General features: G+C 73.0%; 17 protein-coding genes and 1 tRNA gene. 10 read left to right on the forward strand and 8 right to left on the reverse strand.

The annotated features are described in order from the left end of the window. Window positions 1–141 precede the first annotated feature (141 nt). Window positions 142–1,497 carry an isocitrate lyase gene (aceA, locus tag FZ988_RS04705; RefSeq protein ID WP_149202842.1) on the forward strand — a complete coding sequence of 452 codons (1,356 nt, stop codon included), beginning with the start codon at window positions 142–144 and terminating at the stop codon, window positions 1,495–1,497. Between the two features lie 231 nt (window positions 1,498–1,728). Continuing rightward, on the forward strand, window positions 1,729–3,360 hold the full coding sequence (gene aceB / locus FZ988_RS04710) for a malate synthase A (protein WP_149203085.1): 1,632 nt from the start codon (window positions 1,729–1,731) through the stop codon (window positions 3,358–3,360). Window positions 3,361–3,481: 121 nt separating this feature from the next. On the opposite strand, the gene FZ988_RS04715 is transcribed toward aceB, so the two are convergent. After that, a complete protein-coding gene (locus FZ988_RS04715) occupies window positions 3,482–3,670 on the reverse strand; it encodes a hypothetical protein (protein ID WP_149202843.1) in 189 nt (62 codons plus the stop codon). A 60-nt stretch (window positions 3,671–3,730) separates the two neighbouring features. Beyond that, a complete protein-coding gene (locus tag FZ988_RS04720) occupies window positions 3,731–4,027 on the reverse strand; it encodes a YtxH domain-containing protein (RefSeq protein WP_149202844.1) in 297 nt (98 codons plus the stop codon). A 144-nt stretch (window positions 4,028–4,171) separates the two neighbouring features. Between FZ988_RS04720 and def the strand changes: the two genes are divergently transcribed. Both def and FZ988_RS04730 read left to right on the forward strand, forming a co-directional pair. Beyond that, window positions 4,172–4,663, forward strand: coding sequence for a peptide deformylase (gene def, locus FZ988_RS04725; protein ID WP_149202845.1), 492 nt, complete (start codon window positions 4,172–4,174; stop codon window positions 4,661–4,663). Window positions 4,664–4,900: 237 nt separating this feature from the next. Next, window positions 4,901–5,401: a DUF3145 domain-containing protein gene (locus FZ988_RS04730; RefSeq protein ID WP_149202846.1), complete on the forward strand. Its 501-nt coding sequence runs from the start codon at window positions 4,901–4,903 to the stop codon at window positions 5,399–5,401. A gap of 84 nt (window positions 5,402–5,485) precedes the next feature. On the opposite strand, the gene FZ988_RS04735 is transcribed toward FZ988_RS04730, so the two are convergent. From FZ988_RS04735 to FZ988_RS04755, 5 genes are all read right to left on the reverse strand, one after another. Beyond that, on the reverse strand, window positions 5,486–6,730 hold the full coding sequence (locus tag FZ988_RS04735; RefSeq protein ID WP_149202847.1) for a beta-ketoacyl-[acyl-carrier-protein] synthase family protein: 1,245 nt from the start codon (window positions 6,728–6,730) through the stop codon (window positions 5,486–5,488). A gap of 118 nt (window positions 6,731–6,848) precedes the next feature. Further along, window positions 6,849–7,097, reverse strand: a complete 249-nt coding sequence (locus tag FZ988_RS04740) for an acyl carrier protein (protein ID WP_149202848.1) — start codon at window positions 7,095–7,097, stop codon at window positions 6,849–6,851. Window positions 7,098–7,233: 136 nt separating this feature from the next. Then, complete coding sequence (locus tag FZ988_RS04745; protein ID WP_149202849.1) at window positions 7,234–8,238, reverse strand: beta-ketoacyl-ACP synthase III; 1,005 nt, start codon at window positions 8,236–8,238, stop codon at window positions 7,234–7,236. After that, window positions 8,235–9,227, reverse strand: coding sequence for an ACP S-malonyltransferase (locus FZ988_RS04750; RefSeq protein ID WP_149202850.1), 993 nt, complete (start codon window positions 9,225–9,227; stop codon window positions 8,235–8,237). Before FZ988_RS04750 ends, FZ988_RS04745 begins: the two co-directional genes overlap by 4 nt. Before the next feature lie 101 nt (window positions 9,228–9,328). Next, window positions 9,329–10,507 (reverse strand): PucR family transcriptional regulator, encoded by a 1,179-nt coding sequence (locus FZ988_RS04755; protein ID WP_149202851.1) that lies wholly within the window; start codon window positions 10,505–10,507, stop codon window positions 9,329–9,331. 304 nt (window positions 10,508–10,811) lie between these two features. Between FZ988_RS04755 and FZ988_RS04760 the strand changes: the two genes are divergently transcribed. Next, window positions 10,812–11,369 (forward strand): hypothetical protein, encoded by a 558-nt coding sequence (locus FZ988_RS04760; protein WP_246169211.1) that lies wholly within the window; start codon window positions 10,812–10,814, stop codon window positions 11,367–11,369. 153 nt (window positions 11,370–11,522) lie between these two features. Here the strand turns inward: FZ988_RS04760 and aceE are convergent, their stop codons facing one another. Beyond that, on the reverse strand, window positions 11,523–14,267 hold the full coding sequence (gene aceE, locus FZ988_RS04765) for a pyruvate dehydrogenase (acetyl-transferring), homodimeric type (RefSeq protein ID WP_149202853.1): 2,745 nt from the start codon (window positions 14,265–14,267) through the stop codon (window positions 11,523–11,525). A gap of 324 nt (window positions 14,268–14,591) precedes the next feature. Here aceE and FZ988_RS04770 point away from each other — a divergent pair, with 324 nt between their 5' ends. The 5 genes from FZ988_RS04770 to FZ988_RS04790 all read left to right on the forward strand — a co-directional run bounded on the left by FZ988_RS04770 (window position 14,592) and on the right by FZ988_RS04790 (window position 17,086). Then, complete coding sequence (locus FZ988_RS04770; protein ID WP_149202854.1) at window positions 14,592–15,023, forward strand: DUF3052 domain-containing protein; 432 nt, start codon at window positions 14,592–14,594, stop codon at window positions 15,021–15,023. A gap of 5 nt (window positions 15,024–15,028) precedes the next feature. Then, window positions 15,029–15,508, forward strand: coding sequence for a peroxiredoxin (locus FZ988_RS04775; RefSeq protein ID WP_246169212.1), 480 nt, complete (start codon window positions 15,029–15,031; stop codon window positions 15,506–15,508). Window positions 15,509–15,615: 107 nt separating this feature from the next. Beyond that, a tRNA-Val gene (locus FZ988_RS04780) sits at window positions 15,616–15,689 on the forward strand. 63 nt (window positions 15,690–15,752) lie between these two features. Next, window positions 15,753–16,166, forward strand: a complete 414-nt coding sequence (locus FZ988_RS04785; RefSeq protein ID WP_149202855.1) for a hypothetical protein — start codon at window positions 15,753–15,755, stop codon at window positions 16,164–16,166. 29 nt (window positions 16,167–16,195) lie between these two features. Beyond that, a complete protein-coding gene (locus FZ988_RS04790; RefSeq protein WP_149202856.1) occupies window positions 16,196–17,086 on the forward strand; it encodes an MOSC domain-containing protein in 891 nt (296 codons plus the stop codon). Window positions 17,087–17,111 lie beyond the last annotated feature (25 nt).

Below are 17,111 nucleotides of genomic sequence, written 5' to 3' on the forward strand. Positions count from 1 at the left end.
GGTCGCAGACGGCCCGCGCGCCCACCACCTTCTACGGACGTGAAATTTCCCGATTCTTTTCGATGATCGGGTGGTGAAGACCGGTTGACCTTCCGTCACGGTGGTGACAAGAGCCCGACGACGAGCAGAAGGAGCATCATCGTGAGCACCGCGACGACCACGACCCGACCGTCCACGGAGCAGGGGACGGCCACCCGGCGGCCGGCCGTACGCCCTGGCGACCAGGTCCAGACCGCCGCCGAGCTCGCCGCGCAGTGGGAGACGGACCCCCGCTGGAGGGGCATCCGCCGCGACTACTCCGCACAGGACGTGATCGCCCTGCGTGGCTCCGTGCGTGAGGAGCCGACCCTGGCGCGGCGCGGTGCGGAGCGCCTGTGGGAGCTGCTCCACACCGAGGAGTGGGTGCCCGCGCTCGGCGCCCTCACGGGCAACCAGGCGGTGCAGCAGGTGCGCGCCGGCCTCAAGGCGATCTACCTGTCCGGCTGGCAGGTCGCCGCGGACGCGAACCTCTCGGGCCAGACGTACCCGGACCAGAGCCTGTACCCCGCGAACTCGGTCCCCGCCGTCGTGCGCCGCATCAACAACGCGCTGCTGCGCGCCGACCAGCTCGAGACGGCCGAGAGCGGCGCACCGACCCGTGACTGGCTCGCCCCGATCGTCGCCGACGCGGAGGCGGGCTTCGGCGGCCCGCTCAACGCCTACGAGCTCATGGCGTCGATGATCGCCGCGGGTGCCGCGGGCGTGCACTGGGAGGACCAGCTCGCGGCCGAGAAGAAGTGCGGGCACCTGGGCGGCAAGGTGCTCGTGCCCACCTCGCAGCACGTCCGGACCCTCAGCGCGGCCCGGCTCGCGGCCGACGTCGCGGGCGTCCCGACCGTCGTCGTCGCGCGGACCGACGCGCTCGCGGCGGACCTCCTGACGTCCGACGCCGACCCGCGCGACCACGAGTTCCTCACGGGGGAGCGGACGAGCGAGGGCTACTTCCGGGTCACACCCGGTCTCGACACGGTCGTGGCGCGGGCCAAGGCGTACGCGCCGTACGCCGACCTCATCTGGGTCGAGACCTCCGAGCCGGACCTCGTGCTGGCACGCGAGTTCGCCGAGCGGCTGCACGCCGAGTTCCCGGGCAAGCTGCTCGCCTACAACTGCTCGCCGTCGTTCAACTGGCGCGCGCACCTCGACGACCCGACGATCGCGCGCTTCCAGAAGGAGCTCGCGTCCTACGGCTACGCCTTCCAGTTCATCACCCTGGCCGGCTTCCACGCGCTCAACCACTCGATGTTCTCCCTCGCCCGGGGCTACGCCGAGCGCGGCATGAGCGCGTACGTCGAGCTCCAGGAGGCCGAGTTCGCGTCGGAGGCCGACGGCTACACGGCGACGCGCCACCAGCGCGAGGTCGGGACCGGGTACTTCGACCGCGTGGCCACCACGCTCAACCCGCTGAGCGCGACGACGGCGATGGCGGGCTCGACCGAGACGGCCCAGTTCACGCACTGACCCGTCCAGCGCGCCCGACGCGGGGCGGCCGGCACCACCGTGCCGGCCGCACCCGCGGATCCCGGCGCACCCGCCGCCGCACCCGCCCGGCGAGCACACGGGCCCGACGACGGCCCGCACCACCGACCTTCACGGCACCGCCCGGACCATCCGGGACCACGATCGGAGACGACCATGAGCACGACGACGACCGAGCGAGGCTCGACCGGCCGGTCGAGCAGCACGCCCACCATGACCCCGCAGATCGAGGTGCTCGGGCACGACGTCCCGGGTACGGCACAGGTCCTGACACCCGGCGCGATCGACTTCCTCACGGAGCTGCACGTGCGGTTCCTCGGCCCGCGCCACGACCTGCTCCTGGAGCGCCAGCGGCGCCGCGAGCGCTTCACGAACGGCGTCGACCCGGACTTCCTGCCCGAGACGGCGCACATCCGCACCGACCCCACGTGGCGCGTCGCCGGCGCCGGCCCCGGACTCGAGGACCGCCGGGTCGAGATCACGGGACCCACCGACCGCAAGATGACGATCAACGCGCTCAACTCGGGCGCCCGGGTGTGGCTCGCCGACCAGGAGGACGCGACGTCGCCGACGTGGCACAACGTCGTCGGCGGCCAGCACAGCCTGTACGACGCGATCCGCGGCCAGATCGACTTCACGAGCGAGGAGGGCAAGGAGTACCGAGTCGGCCCGACGACGCCGACCATCGTCATGCGCCCCCGCGGCTGGCACCTCGCCGAGAAGCACCTGCGCTTCACGGACCGCGCCGGGCAGCGGTGCAGCGCGTCGGCGAGCCTCGTCGACTTCGGGCTGTACTTCTTCCACAACGCGCAGCGGCTCATCAACTCGGGGCGCGGGCCGTACTTCTACCTACCCAAGCTCGAGTCGCACCTCGAGGCGCGACTGTGGAACGACGTCTTCGTCTTCGCCCAGGACTACCTCGGCATCCCGCAGGGCACCATCCGCGCGACCGTCCTCGTCGAGACCATCACCGCGGCGTTCGAGATGGAGGAGATCCTCTACGAGCTGCGCGACCACTGCGCGGGGCTCAACGCCGGGCGCTGGGACTACATCTTCAGCGTCATCAAGAACTTCCGTGACCGCGGGCCCCGGTTCGTCCTGCCCGACCGCTCGCAGGTGACGATGACCGTGCCGTTCATGCGGGCGTACACCGAGCTGCTGGTGGCCACGTGCCACCGCCGGGGCGCGCACGCGATCGGCGGGATGTCGGCGTTCATCCCCAACCGCCGTGACCCGGAGGTCACGGGGCGCGCGCTCGAGCAGGTGCGGGCCGACAAGGAGCGGGAGGCGGGTGCGGGCTACGACGGCACGTGGGTCGCCCACCCCGACCTGGTGCCCGTCGCGCGGGAGGTGTTCGACCGCGTGCTCGGCGACCGGCCGAACCAGCTCGAGCGGCAGCGCGACGACGTCCGGGTGACGGCCGCGGACCTGCTCGACATCCAGTCGGCTGGGGGCAGCGTCACCGAGGCCGGCGTGCGCGGCAACGTCTCCGTGGCCCTGCGGTACCTCGAGTCCTGGCTGCGCGGCGTCGGTGCCGCGGCGATCGACAACCTCATGGAGGACGCCGCGACGGCCGAGATCTCGCGCTCGCAGATCTGGCAGTGGATCCACCAGGGAACCGTCACCGCCGAGGGCGCGACCATCACGGCGGAGTACGTCGAGCGCCTGCTCGCGGCGGTCCGTACGGACCTCACGCGGTCGCCCGGCGACAGGTTCGACGACGCCGAGGAGGTGCTGCGTCAGGTCGCGCTCACGGACGACTACCCGACGTTCCTGACGCTCGTGGCGTACCCGCAGCACCTCGTCCAGCGGACCGACGACGGGGCGGGGGACCGCGCCGCCTGAGTCCGTCCCCAGGCTCCCGCGGCCAACGACGTCCGCGGGTGTGACGCGTGGCCGCCGTGGCTCGTCCCACGGTGGCCACGCGTCGTCGTTCGCCGGCGGCAGCGCCCGTCGGGCGTGCGCGTCACGCGCCCGAGAGCACGACCGTCGCGAGCAGCGCGAGCGAGCCCGCGGCGAGGCCGGCGACGGCGAGCCGGAACGTACGACGCTCGGCGTCCGTCCGACCGGCCTGACCGTGGCGGAACGCCACGACCAGGAGCCCGGCCCCGCCGAGGGTCAGGACGGCGCCGAGCGCCAGCAGAACAGGGTTCACGGGACACAGTGTGCCCGTGCCGGCCGAGGAGGGCAGCCGCCCCGCCCGGCCGCGCGGCGGTCAGGTGCCGGAGGTCCCCGACGTCGTCCCGTAGGGGGTGCCGGAGTCGTCCCCGCCACCGGTCTTCGACCGGACGGCGTCGCTCGCCGACTTCACCGCACCGCCCACCTTGTCCTTGACCTCGGGGGCCCGGTCCTTCACGAAGTCGGTGGCCTCGGACACCGTGTCCTGGACCCGCGGGTCCTCCCACAGGGACTTGGCCGAGGACCGGATCTTCTCGAACTGCTCCCGGCCCGCGCGGGTGCCGAGCACGTAGCCCACCGCACCGCCGATCAGGAATGCTGCCTTCGTCCGCATGAACGTCCCTCCGTCCGTTGGTGCGCGCAGTGGCGCCTCGCACCCTGCCGAGCGTAGGCGCGCCGTCGACGGGCCGCGCGGTCAACCGACGGGCTGCGTGTGCCGGTCCGTCGGCTCCGCCGTGATCGTGGGAGCATGGGACCCATGGCCATGAGAGACATCCGCGTCGTCGGCGACCCCGTCCTGCGCACCCCGTGCGAGCCGATCACGGTGATCGACGAGCGCGTGCGGTCGCTGGTCGCGGACCTGCTGGAGACCGTCGACCACGAGGGTCGCGCGGGCCTCGCCGCCAACCAGATCGGCGTCGGGCTGCGCGCGTTCTCCTGGAACATCGACGACGAGCTGGGCTACGTGCTCAACCCGCGCATCGTCGAGCTGTCCGAGGACGAGTACCAGGACGGTGACGAGGGCTGCCTGTCCGTCCCGGGCCTGTGGTACCCGACCAAGCGTGCCTGGTACGCGCGCGTGGTCGGTGAGGACCTGGACGGCAAGGAGGTCGTGGTCGAGGGCACCGAGCTCATGGCCCGCTGCCTCCAGCACGAGGTGGACCACCTCGACGGGATGCTCTACCTCGATCGGCTCGAGCGCTCGGTCCGCAAGAAGGCCATGCGGACGATGCGGGAGCAGCTCGCCTGACGGCGACGGCCGTTCGCGCTGCGACGGCCTCCCGCTGCGACTGCGGCTCGCGCTGCGACTGCGGCTCGCGCTGCGACGGCGGCTCGAGACTGCTCGGGCGGCTCCGGCGGTTCCTGCTGGCGCCGAGGCGCCGTCATCGGGCATGCTGGGCACAGCACGCCGCGTGACCGTGTGCCCTCCCGTCACGGGACTGAGGTCGTTGGGGAAGACGAACCTCGACCCGTCAGGAGGGACGACATGGCTGGTGCCATCACCCGCGGTGTACTTTTCGTGCACTCTGCGCCTCGCGCCCTGTGCCCTCACATCGAGTGGGCGGCAGGGGGCGTCCTCAACGCACGCCTGTCGCTGGACTGGACCGAGCAGCCGGCGGCCCCGGGCATGTTCCGTGCCGAGCTCTCCTGGCAGGGCGTCCAGGGCACGGGCGCACGGCTGACGTCCGCCCTGCGCGGCTGGACGCACCTGCGCTACGAGGTGACCGAGGAGGCCAGCCACGGCGCCGACGGCGCCCGGTGGAGCCACACGCCCGACCTCGGCATCTTCCACGCCGCGACGGACGTGCACGGCAACACCATGGTCCCCGAGGACCGTGTGCGGGCCGCGCTCGAGCACGCGCACGACGCCGGTCGCATGCGCCGCGAGCTCGACCTGGCGCTCGGTCAGGCGTGGGACGACGAGCTCGAGCCGTTCCGCTACGCCGGCGCCGGTGCACCCGTCCGCTGGCTGCACCGCGTGGGCTGACGGAGCCCCGGGCGACGACGGCGGTCCGGCGGACGCCCGGCGGTCAACCGTCCGGTCGGGCGGCCCACCGGACGACCGGACGGGTCAGACGGACGCGACCACGAGTGCGACGTTGTGCCCGCCGAACCCGAAGGAGTTGTTCACGGCCGCGATCTGCCCGTCGGGCAGCGCGCGGGGCGTGTCCCGCACCAGGTCGAGAACCAGCTCGGGGTCCGGCTGGGACACGTTGATGGTCGGCGGGGCCAGGCGGTCGTGCAGGGCCAGGACCGTGAAGATCGTCTCGAGCGCGCCGGCACCGCCGAGCAGGTGCCCGGTCATCGACTTCGTGGCGGACAGCGCGACCCGGTCGGCGTCGGCGCCGAGGACCTCGCGGACGCCGCGCGCCTCGATGAGGTCGCCCACGACCGTCGAGGTGGCGTGCGCGTTGACGTGGACGATGTCGGAGGCCGAGACGTGCGCGTCGGACAGGGCGGCCCGCATCGCCGAGATCTGCCCGCGGCCGCCCGGCTCGGGGGACGTGATGTGGTAGCCGTCCGAGCTGAGCCCGACGCCGGCGATGCGTGCGTACACCCGGGCGCCCCGGGCGGCGGCGTGCTGGGCGCTCTCGAGGACCACGATGCCGGCACCCTCGCCGAGGACGAACCCGTCGCGATCGGCGTCGTAGGGCCGGGACGCCCCGGCGGGGTCGTCGTTGCGGGTGGACAGCGTGCGCGACGCCGCGAACGCGGCCAGGGGCATCGGGTGGATCGCGGCCTCGGTGCCACCGGCGACGACGACGTCGGCGCGGCCCGAGCGGATCATCTCCACGCCGTAGCCGATCGCCTCGGCACCGGACGCGCACGCCGAGACGAGGGCGTGCGCTCCTGCGCGCGCGCCGAGCTCGAGCTCGACGTAGGCGGCGGGGGAGTTGGGCATGAGCATCGGGACCGTCATGGGAAGGACCCGACGGGCACCCTTCTCACGCAGCGTGTCCCAGGCGTCGAGCGTCGTCCAGATCCCGCCGATGCCGGACGAGACGACGGCACCCAGGCGCTCCGGGTCGACGTCGGGCGTGCCCGCGTCCGCCCACGCCTCGCGCGTCGCGATGATCGCGTACTGCGCGGACGGGTCCATGCGCTTCATCTCGGGCCGGCTGAGGACGTCCTCGGGCCGGACCCGCAGCTGGGCCGCGAAGCTCACCGGGATCTCGTAGGTGGCCGCCCAGTCGTTGTCCATGGTGCGTGCGCCGGACTCGCCGGCGAGCGCCGCGCGCCACGTGCTCGGGACGTCGCCCCCCAGGGGCGTCGTCGCGCCGAGACCGGTGATGACGACGTCGGGTGTGGTGCTCACATGTCCTCCAGGGCGGGTGATCGGTCACGGGCGCTGGCCACGGTGCGGGGCCACGGGGGGATGGGGCGGCTCGCCGGGGCCCGGTGCTGCCGGGCCCCGGCGCGGGGCGTGCGGACGATCAGGCCTGGGCGCCGTTGATGTAGCTCACGGCGTCGCCGACGGTCGCGAGGTTCTTGACCTCCTCGTCGGGGATGCGCACGGAGAACTTCTCCTCGGCGAGCGTCACGATCGTCATCATCGACAGCGAGTCGATGTCCAGGTCGTCGGTGAAGGACTTCTCGGGCGAGACGGAGTCCGTCGGCAGGCCGGTCTCCTCGCTGACGATCTCGGCCAGACCGGTCAAGATCTCCTGCTCGCTGTACGCCATGGGTGTCTCCTTGGTGGTGGTGGTGGCCGGTCCCCGGTCGGGTCCCGCCCGTTCGCGAAGTCGTGCTGTCGTGCGGTCTTGTGGTTCTCGTCGCCGTCACGCCCGTCCGGGCGCCGCCCAGGGCAGGGCCGGCGCCTCAGGGCAGGACGACCACCTGTGCGGCGTAGACGAGCCCCGCGCCGAACCCGATCTGCAGCGCGAGCGCGCCGCTCGCGACCTGGCCCTCACGGAGCAGCCGCTCCGTCGCGAGGGGGATCGAGGCGGCCGACGTGTTGCCGGTGTCGGCGATGTCGCGGCCGACGACGACCTGCTCGGGCAGCTTGAGCTGCTTGATGAGCTGGTCGATGATCCGCATGTTGGCCTGGTGGGGCACGAACGCCTCGATGTCCTGGGCGCTCACTCCGGCCGCGGCCATCGCCTTCTCGGCGATCGGGGCCATCTGCCACACGGCCCACTTGAAGACGCTCGCGCCCTCCTGGCGCAGCGTCGGCCAGCCGCGGTCCTCCTGGACGGCCTGCTGCCACGAGTGCGTCTGGCCGATGAGGCCGGCCTGACCGCCGTCCGAGCCCCAGATCGTGGGCCCGATGCCGGGGACGTCCGACGGCCCGACGACGACCGCGCCGGCCCCGTCGCCGAGCAGGAACGAGATCGACCGGTCCGTCGGGTCGATGAAGTCGCTCATCTTCTCGGCGCCGATCACCAGGACGTGGCGCGCGTTGCCCGACCGGACGAGCGCGTCGGCCTGGCCGATCCCGTAGCTGTACCCGGCGCACGCCGCGGAGATGTCGTAGGCGGCCGCGGGCGTCGCGCCGATGCGGTCGGCGACGATCGCCGCCGCTGCGGGCGTCTGGTGGAAGTAGGTGACGGTCGAGAGGATCACGACGTCGATGTCCGCGCCCGTGAGGCCGGCGTCGGCGATCGCGGCACGTGCGGCGCCCTCGGCGAGGTCGACGACGTCGGTCCCGGCACCCGCGCGGCGCCGGGTGATGATCCCGGTGCGCTGGCGGATCCACTCGTCGGAGGAGTCGATCGGCCCGGCGACGTCGTCGTTGGTCACGACGTTCTCGCCGCGTACGGCGCCGAGGCCGAGGATCCTCGAGTGGGCCGGTCCGGTGGCTTGCGTCAGGGTGGGTCGGGTCACGCCGGGGTCTCCTCGGTGGTCGGGCGGGTTCCGGAGTGCCGGTGGACGAGCGCACGCGCGGCATCCAGGTCGGCGGGGGTCTTGACCGCGACCGTCTCCACCCCGGGCAGGGTACGCCGCGCGAGTCCCGTGAGGACACCCGCAGGGGCGAGCTCGACGAGGCCGGTGACACCCATCGCGGCGAGGGTCTCCTGGCACAGGTCCCAGCGCACCGGGGCGACGACCTGGGCGGCCAGGCGGGCCAGCACGTCGCGGCCCCGGCCGTGCGCGGGGACGCCGTCCGCCGGCGTGCCCGGTCCGTACGCGGCGCCGTCGGCGTCGGAGAGGAGGGGCAGGCGCGGGTCGGCAGCCGGCCACGCGGCCGCGACCGGGGCGAACGCGTCGAGCGCGGGCCGCATGAAGTCGCTGTGGAAGGCGCCGGCGACCTGGAGCGGGATGACGCGGGCCTTGGCCGGCGGGTCCTCGGCGAGCCGGGCGAGCCCCGGGAGGGAGCCGGCCGCGACGACCTGACCGCCGCCGTTGACGTTCGCGGGCACGAGGCCGCACGCCTCGATCGCCGTGAGGACCTCCTGCGGGTCACCGCCGACGACGGCGCTCATGCCGGACGGCTCGAGCGCGGCCGCGTCCGCCATCGCCCGCGCGCGCCGTGCCACGAGCCCGACCGCGCCCGCGTCGTCGAGCACTCCCGCGACGGCGGCCGCTGCGAGCTCCCCGACCGAGTGACCGGCGGTGACGTCCACCAGACCGGAAGGGTCGGCGTCGCCCACGAGCGCACGGAAGGCCACGAGCGAGGCGGAGACGATCAGCGGCTGGGCCACGGCCGTGTCGCGGATCGTGTCCGCGTCAGACGTCGTCCCGTGGGTGCGCAGGTCCGTGCCGGACGCCTCGGCGAATGCCGCGACGCGGTCCTCGACGCCGGGCAGGTCCAGCCAGGGGGAGAGGAATCCGGGCGTCTGGGAGCCCTGGCCCGGGCACACGATGGCTAGCACGGGGACCACTGTGCCGAACGCGGGGGCCGTCCCCGGGCCACGACGCCCACCAACCTGGGGCGGACCCCTTGTGCGGAACCTACAAGCGCCTGCCGGGCACCTCAGGCACCGCCGCCCTGCGCGGAGCCGAGCCGGCCGAGGGCCAGCGCCGTCTGCAGCACGTAGGCCTCGCGCGCGTCGAGCGGGTCCCAGCCGGTGATCTCCGCGACCTTGCGGAGGCGGTAGCGGACGGTGTTGGGGTGCACGTACAGCACACGGGCGGCAGCCTCGAGCGATCGTCCGTGCTCGACGTGCGCGGCGAGCGTGTCGAGCAGCGAGCCGCCGGCCGCGACGAGCGGGCGGTAGGCCTGCTCCACGAGCGTGCGCCGCGCCACGCGGTCGCCCACGAGCACCCGCTCGGGCAGCAGGTCGTCGGCCGGCACGGGGCGCGGTGCCGTGGGCCACGCGGGTGCCGCGGCGAGGCCCGCGAGGGCCGCGGCTGCGGACCGGCCCGCCTCGTCGAGGCTCGGCACGGACGGGCCGATGACGACGGGGCCCGGGCCGAAGCGGGGCAGGAGCGTCGTCGCCGCGGCACGCAGGTCGCCCTCGCCGCCCAGGACGACGACGAGCCGGTCGCCCTGGATGCCGACCAGGGCGTCGTCGGCCGCACGCCGGGTCGCCCGGCGCAGGTCCGCGACCCGGACGTCGTCGAGCGGCTGGGACGTGGTCCCGACGAGGACGAGCGCGCTGCCGTGGCCCGTCCAGCCGAGCGCCGCGACGCGCGAGCGCAGGGCGTCGTCGGCGTCGCCGCGGATCAGCGCGTCGACCACGAGAGCCTCGAGCCGGGCGTCCCAGGCGCCACGGACCTCGGCCGCGCGTGCGTAGACCTCGGCCGCGGAGAAGGCGACCTCGCGCGAGTAGCGAAGGACGGCCTCGCGCAGGTCGCGCTCTGTCCCTGGTGCGGCGAGACGGTCGCTGTGGTCCTCGACGACCTCGACGAGCAGCTTGACGAGCTGGAGCGTGTGCTGGAGCGAGATCGACCGGGTCAGCTCGGGGGGCGCGGCCGCGAAGATCTCGTTCGCGCCGCTCGGGGGCGTGCTGGGGTCCGAGAACCAGGTGATGAAGCTCGAGATGCCGGCCTGCGCCACGAGGTTGAGCGACGAGCGGTCCTCGGCCGGCAGCTCGCGGTACCAGGGCAGGCTCTCGTCGAGCTTGCGCATCGCCGCGGCGGCCAGCAGACCGCTCCCGTCGTGCAGCCTGCGCAGGGTGTGCGCCTGGTCGCGCTGCACCGGTGGAACCATGCGCAGAGCATAGGGTCTCCGAGACCGTGACGAGGGCCGCGCGGCGCCTTCCGCTTGTAGGGAGCGCACAACGGGGGATCGCGGGGCCGGGGGTGCGCGACGCCGTCGCGGCGGCCGCGGAGGGGTCGAACGGTGTCAGGCCGACCGGTGCGAAAAGTCATGTGCGGCTATGGTCGGAGTCATGGCCTTTCTCCCACGACTCCGCCGTCTCCTCCGTCGACCGGTGTCCGCGTCGCGGGTCGGGGTGCGTCGCCCGACGTCGGCCCGGCGCGGTGACACCATCCACGAGGACACGCTCAGGACGATGCTGGGCGAGGACCCCAACGACGCGCGCGCGTTCCAGGCGCTCGCCGAGATCGTTCGTCGGCGCGCGGCCGAGGTCGGGCCCGACGGGGACCCGCTGACCGGGCCGGACGACGTGGAGCGCCAGAAGGCCGCGGATCTCGCCGTCTGGTCGCTCGGCGAGGAGCTCGCGGGCCACCCTCGCGCCTGGTACCCGCTCATCGAGCTGGCCCGGCTCTCCGTCAACGAGGACCACGAGGGTGCCATGCGCCGCCTCACCACGGCCTCCGAGCGTGACCAGACCGGCGCTGCGCTCGTCGAGGGCCTCCAGGTGCTGCGTGACGCGGGCCTGCCCGGCGACGCGCTGAACCTGGGCGTGGGGCACTGGCGGGTGCGGGAGCAGACGCCCGAGGTCGCGCGTCAGCTCGTCCTCGCGGCGATCGAGGCCGACCGTCCGCTCGAGGCCCGTCACCACCTCGACGCGCTCGACCTGCACCCGGACAAGGACGCGGTCGCCGTGCTCAAGCCGCAGCTCCTGCGCGCGATCGCACAGGCCGAGCAGAGCATCCCCGGGACCTGACCCAGGCGCTGCCCCGACCCACCCGGACTGCTCGGCGGATCCCGCCCGGTCCGGCCTGAGCACGACGAAGCCCCCGCCGAGAACGGCGGGGGCTTCGTCGTACGTCCGTTGGTCGGGTCCTCGAGGACCCGACCCACGGCGCTCACGTGTGGCTCAGGAGTCGCCGCCCGCCATGCCCGAGGCGCCGGCCCGCACGTCGTGGATCTGGTAGCGCTCGATCGCCTGAGCCGGCGCGTCGGCGGCGACCTCTCCCCGCCGGGCGAGGAGCTGGAGCACCTTGACGACCGTGGACGGTCCGTCGATCTTGAAGTGCCGACGGGCTGCCTGACGGGTGTCGGAGAAGCCGAACCCGTCGGCACCGAGCGTCGCGTACTCGCCCGGGACCCACTGGCGGATCTGGTCGGGCACGAGGTGGTCGTAGTCGCTCGTCGCGACGAACGGCCCCTGCGCGTCCTTGAGCTTCTCGGTCAGGTACGCCGTGCGCGGCTCCTGCGTGGGGTGCAGGAAGTTGTGCTCGTCGGCAGCCAGGCCGTCACGTCGCAGCTCGTTCCAGCTCGTCACGGACCAGACGTCGGCCCGCACGCCCCAGTCCTCGGCGAGGATCTGCTGCGCCTCGAGCGCCCACGGCACGCCGACCCCCGACGCGAGGATCTGCGCCCGCGGGCCCTCGCCCTCGGCCACGGACACGCGGTGGATGCCCCTGAGGATCCCCTCGACGTCCACGTCCTCCGGCTCGGCCGGCTGGATCATGGGCTCGTTGTAGACCGTGAGGTAGTACATGACGTTCGGGTCGCGCCCGTCACCGTCGCCGTACATGCGGTCGATCCCGTCACGGACGATGTGCCGGATCTCGTACCCGTAAGCAGGGTCGTAGTGCACGACCGCGCTGTTCGTCGCCGCGAGGATCGGGGAGTGCCCGTCGGCGTGCTGGAGGCCCTCGCCGGTCAGCGTCGTGCGGCCCGCGGTCGCACCGATGATGAAGCCACGGGTCATCTGGTCGCCCGCGGCCCAGAACTGGTCGCCCGTCCGCTGGAACCCGAACATCGAGTAGAAGATGTAGACGGGCAGCAGGGCCTCGCCCTGGGTCGCGTACGAGGTGCCGACCGCCTGGAACGCCGACGCCGAGCCCGCCTCGTTGATGCCGGTGTGCAGGATCTGCCCCTGCTCGGACTCCTTGTAGGAGAGCATCAGGTCGCGGTCGACGGCGAGGTAGTTCTGGCCCTGCGTGTTGAAGATCTTGGCGCTCGGGAAGATCGCGTCGAGCCCGAACGTCCGGGCCTCGTCGGGGATGATCGGGACGATCCGCTGCCCGAACTCCTTGTCCTTCATGAGGTCCTTGAGCAGGCGGACGAACGCCATGGTGCTCGCGACGTGCTGGTGGCCGGAGCCCTTCGCGAGGCCGTCGTAGGCCGCAGCGGGGGGCACGGTCACGGGCGTGAACGTCGAGCGCCGCTCGGGCACGAACCCGCCGAGCGCCTTGCGCCGCTCGATCATGTAGCGGATCTCGGGAGCGTCCTCACCGGGGTGGAAGTACGGGGGCGCGTACGGGTCCGCCTCGATCTGCTCGTCCGTGATCGGGATGCGCAGGGAGTCGCGCAGCAGCTTGAGGTCGTCGACCTTGAGCTTCTTCATCTGGTGCGTCGAGTTGCGCCCCGCGAAGCCCGAGCCGAGGCCGTAGCCCTTGATCGTGTGGGCGAGGATGACGGTGGGCTGGCCCGTGTGGGCGACCGCTGCGGAGTACGCGGCGTAGAGCTTGCGGTAGTCGTGGCCGCCGCGCTTGAGCTCCCAGATCTCGTCGTCGGTCATCTTCTCGACGAGCGCCTTGGTCCGGGGGTCCCGGCCGAAGAAGTGCTCGCGGACGAACGCGCCGTCGTTGGCCTTGTAGGTCTGGAAGTCGCCGTCGGGCGTGATGTTCATGAGGTTGACGAGCGCGCGGTCCTTGTCCGCGTTGAGCAGGGCGTCCCACTCGCGGCCCCAGACGACCTTGATGACGTTCCAGCCCGCTCCGCGGAAGAACGCCTCGAGCTCCTGGATGATCTTGCCGTTGCCGCGCACGGGCCCGTCGAGGCGCTGCAGGTTGCAGTTGACCACGAAGTTGAGGTTGTCGAGGCCCTGCTGGGCGGCGAGCTGGAGCATGCCGCGGCTCTCGGGCTCGTCCATCTCGCCGTCGCCGAGGAAGGCCCAGACGTTCTGCTGGCTCGTGTCCTTGATCCCGCGGTTGTGCATGTAGCGGTTGACCCAGGCCTGGTAGATGGCCGACGCCGGGCCGAGGCCCATCGAGACCGTCGGGAACTCCCAGAAGTCAGGCATGAGGCGCGGGTGCGGGTAGGAGGACAGGCCGCCCTGGGGTGCCGAGACCTCCTGGCGGAACCCGTCGAGCTGCTCGGCGCTCAGCCGGCCTTCGAGGAAGGCGCGCGCGTACACGCCCGGGGCCGCGTGGCCCTGGAAGTAGATCTGGTCGCCGCCGCCGGGGTGGTCCTTGCCGCGGAAGAAGTGGTTGAGGCCCACCTCGTAGAGCGTCGCGACGGACGCGTAGGAGGAGATGTGGCCGCCCACGCTGATCTCGGGCCGCTGGGCGCGGGTCACCATCACCGCGGCGTTCCAGCGCAGCCAGCTGCGGTAGCGGCGCTCGACGACCTCGTCGCCGGGGAAGTAGGGCTCCTCGTGAACCCCGATGGTGTTCACGTACGGGGTGTTGATCGACGTCGGGACGGCGACGTTGCGTTCGCGTGCCCGCTTGAGGAGGTTGAGCAGGACGTACCGCGCGCGGGGGCCGCCGCGCTCGTCGACGAGGCCGTCGAAGGACTCGATCCACTCGTCGGTCTCGTCCGGGTCGATGTCCGGGACCTGGCTGAGCAGTCCGTTGATCAGCGGGCCCGTCGTGTCGCGTGCAGCCACCAGCAACCTCACCTCTCGTCCGCACCGCTGGGCCGGTCGGCCACGATGCTCGGGTCGGCCCGTGGGCGGCGCGGTCAGCGCCGGACGCCCCCGGTCGTAGGACCATTGTCCGGCCTTCCGGGCCAGAAAGTCACACCGGCACCACGGTGACGTCCATAACATCCCATGTTTCGCCCTGGATCGGTCCATGCCGGCACCGGGGACTCGCGGTGTGGCGCTTGCCACACAGGAGGGGGATGCTGTGGGCTACCGTGTGGGCGCCGCACACCAGTGCGCACCAGCGGTGGACAGGCCACGGCGCAGGACGAAGGGAACGGCACACCAGTGGGAGCGACCGCGCAGCCTGAGGGCGGCCAGGGCGGAGCGGGGGCGGGCCGGCTCGGCTTCGCAGCCGGGCAGGTGGTCCAGGAGTTCGGCTACGCAGACGACGTCGACGACGCGCTGCGCTCCGGGATCGAGGAGATCATCGGGACCGAGCTCGTCGACGAGGACTACGACGACGTCACGGACGGCGTCATCCTGTGGTGGCGTGACGACGACGGCGACCTCACGGACGCGCTCGTCGACGTGCGCACCGCACTCGACGACGGCGGCCTCATCTGGCTCTTCACGCTGAAGCCGGGGCGTGACGGCCACGTGGACCACGGTGACATCGAGGAGGCCGCGACGACCGCGGGCCTCCACGCGACGAGCACGCTCGCGATCGCGTCGGACTGGTCCGCCACGCGCCTGGGCACCCGCGGCCGGGGGAAGTGACCTCGGTGGCCGGCGCGCTGCCCGACGTGGTGCCGCCCGGCCCCGGCGACGTCGCGCCGGACCTCGAGCTGCCCGACGCGCACGGGACGCCCGTGTCGCTCGTCGGCATGCGTGGCATGCCCGTGGCCCTGGTGTTCTTCCCGTTCGCCTTCTCGGGCACGTGCACGGGCGAGCTGTGCGAGCTCCGCGACAGCATCGAGGACTTCGAGTCCGCGGGCGTCCGGCTCCTCGGCGTGTCCTGCGACCCCATGTTCACGCTGCGCGCCTGGGGCGAGCAGCAGGCCTTCGGTTTCGACCTGCTCTCGGACTTCTGGCCGCACGGGGCGGCGTCGCGGGCCTACGGCGTGTTCGACGCCGACCAGGGCATCGCGGTGCGGGGGAGCTTCCTGATCGACGCCGACGGGATCGTGCGCTGGAGCGTCGTCAACCCCCGGGGCCAGGCGCGCGACATCGGCGCCTACCGGGCCGCCCTCGCCGCCCTGTAGACGCTCGCGTCGAGGTACGGAGCACCCTCGCGGCGAGGTGCGCACGGCCTGTTCGCACCGGCCGACCGCCCCGCGACGCGCCGGGTAGGCTGTGCCCCCGTCATCAGGGGCCTGTAGCTCAGTTGGTCAGAGCGCCGCGCTTACACCGCGGAGGTCGTCGGTTCGAGACCGGCCGGGCCCACCGCACGCACCTGCGGGGACCTCCGTCCGGGGTCCCGGACGCGACGGGCCGCCACGCTGAGGCATGGCCGACACCGCTCTCGCGTTCGCCCCCGGTCCTGTCCGCGTCGTCGTCATCGTCCTCGCCCTGCTCACCTCCGTGGGCGCGGTCGGCGGGGGCTGGATGCTCATGAGCGTGGGCCTCGGGGACCAGGACGTCACGAGCACGCGGCTCGGCCAGCTCGGGTTCACGAGCTGGGTGCCGGGTGGCCTCTTCCTGATCGCCGGGGTCGCGGTACCGATGGCGGTGGCGGCGGTGCTGCTGTGGGCCGGTCACCCGTGGGGACCGCTCGTCGCGCTCCTCGCCGGCCTGGCGCAGGTCGCGTGGATCGTCGTCCAGGTGACGCTGATCGGCTTCGGCAGCTGGCTCCAGCCGCTCTTCCTGCTCGTCGGCGCGGCCGTGGCCCTCGGCGCGATGCTGCTGATCCGCTCGACCTGACCGCGTGACGCGCTGCTAGCGTCCTGCGGGTGCAGGTCAGCGCGCTCCACGTGTTCCCCGTGAAGTCGCTGCGTGGGTTCGCGGCCCAGGTCGGGGACGTCGAGCGGCTCGGGCTCCGTGACGACCGGCGCTGGATGGTCGTCGACGACCACGGCGAGGTGCTGACGGCGCGCGCGCTGCCGGCGATGCTCTCCGTCACCGCGACGACCGAGACCGACGGGACGCTCACGCTGCACGCGCGAGGACGTGAACCGCTCCGGGTGCCGGTCCCCGTCGCAGGAGCTGCGGTCGCCGTTGGTCTGAGCCGGGTCGGCACCGCTGTTGCGGCCGGTCCGCGGGCAGATGCCTGGCTCGCCGGGGCGCTGGGGGTTCCCGCGCACCTCGTGTGGCTCGACGACCCGACGCGCCGCACCGTCTCGCCCCGGCACGGCGGCGAGCTGGGTGACGTCCTCAGCCTCGCCGACACGGGCCCGCTGCTCCTGACGTCGCAGGTCTCGTTGCGCCAGGTCGACCGGTGGTCCGTGCACGCCCACGCCGAGCGCGTGGCGCGGTGCGGGGCGTCCGCGGGCACGCGACCGGCGCCCCTGGCGATGGAGCGGTTCCGGCCCAACGTCGTCGTCGACGGCGACCTCGAGCCCTTCGCCGAGGACGGGTGGCAGCGCGTGCGCATCGGCGACGTCGACTTCCGCGTCACCGAGCTGTGCGACAGGTGCGTCCTGACGACGCTCGACCCGCACACGCAGGTGCGCGGCCAGGAGCCGTTGCGGACCCTGGCCAAGCACCGACGCTGGGACGGCATGGTGTGGTTCGGCATCCGCCTCGTGCCCGTCACCACGGGCCGCATCCGGGTGGGGGACCGGGTCGAGGCATGGACGTCGCCGGCCGCGCAGGGTGCGGTGAAACCGACCCTCGGCCTCTGACGGCCCCGGCCGCGCGCCAGGGGCC

Origin of the sequence: Actinotalea subterranea, assembly GCF_008364845.1 — a bacterium.
GTDB classification, from domain to species: domain Bacteria; phylum Actinomycetota; class Actinomycetes; order Actinomycetales; family Cellulomonadaceae; genus Actinotalea; species Actinotalea subterranea.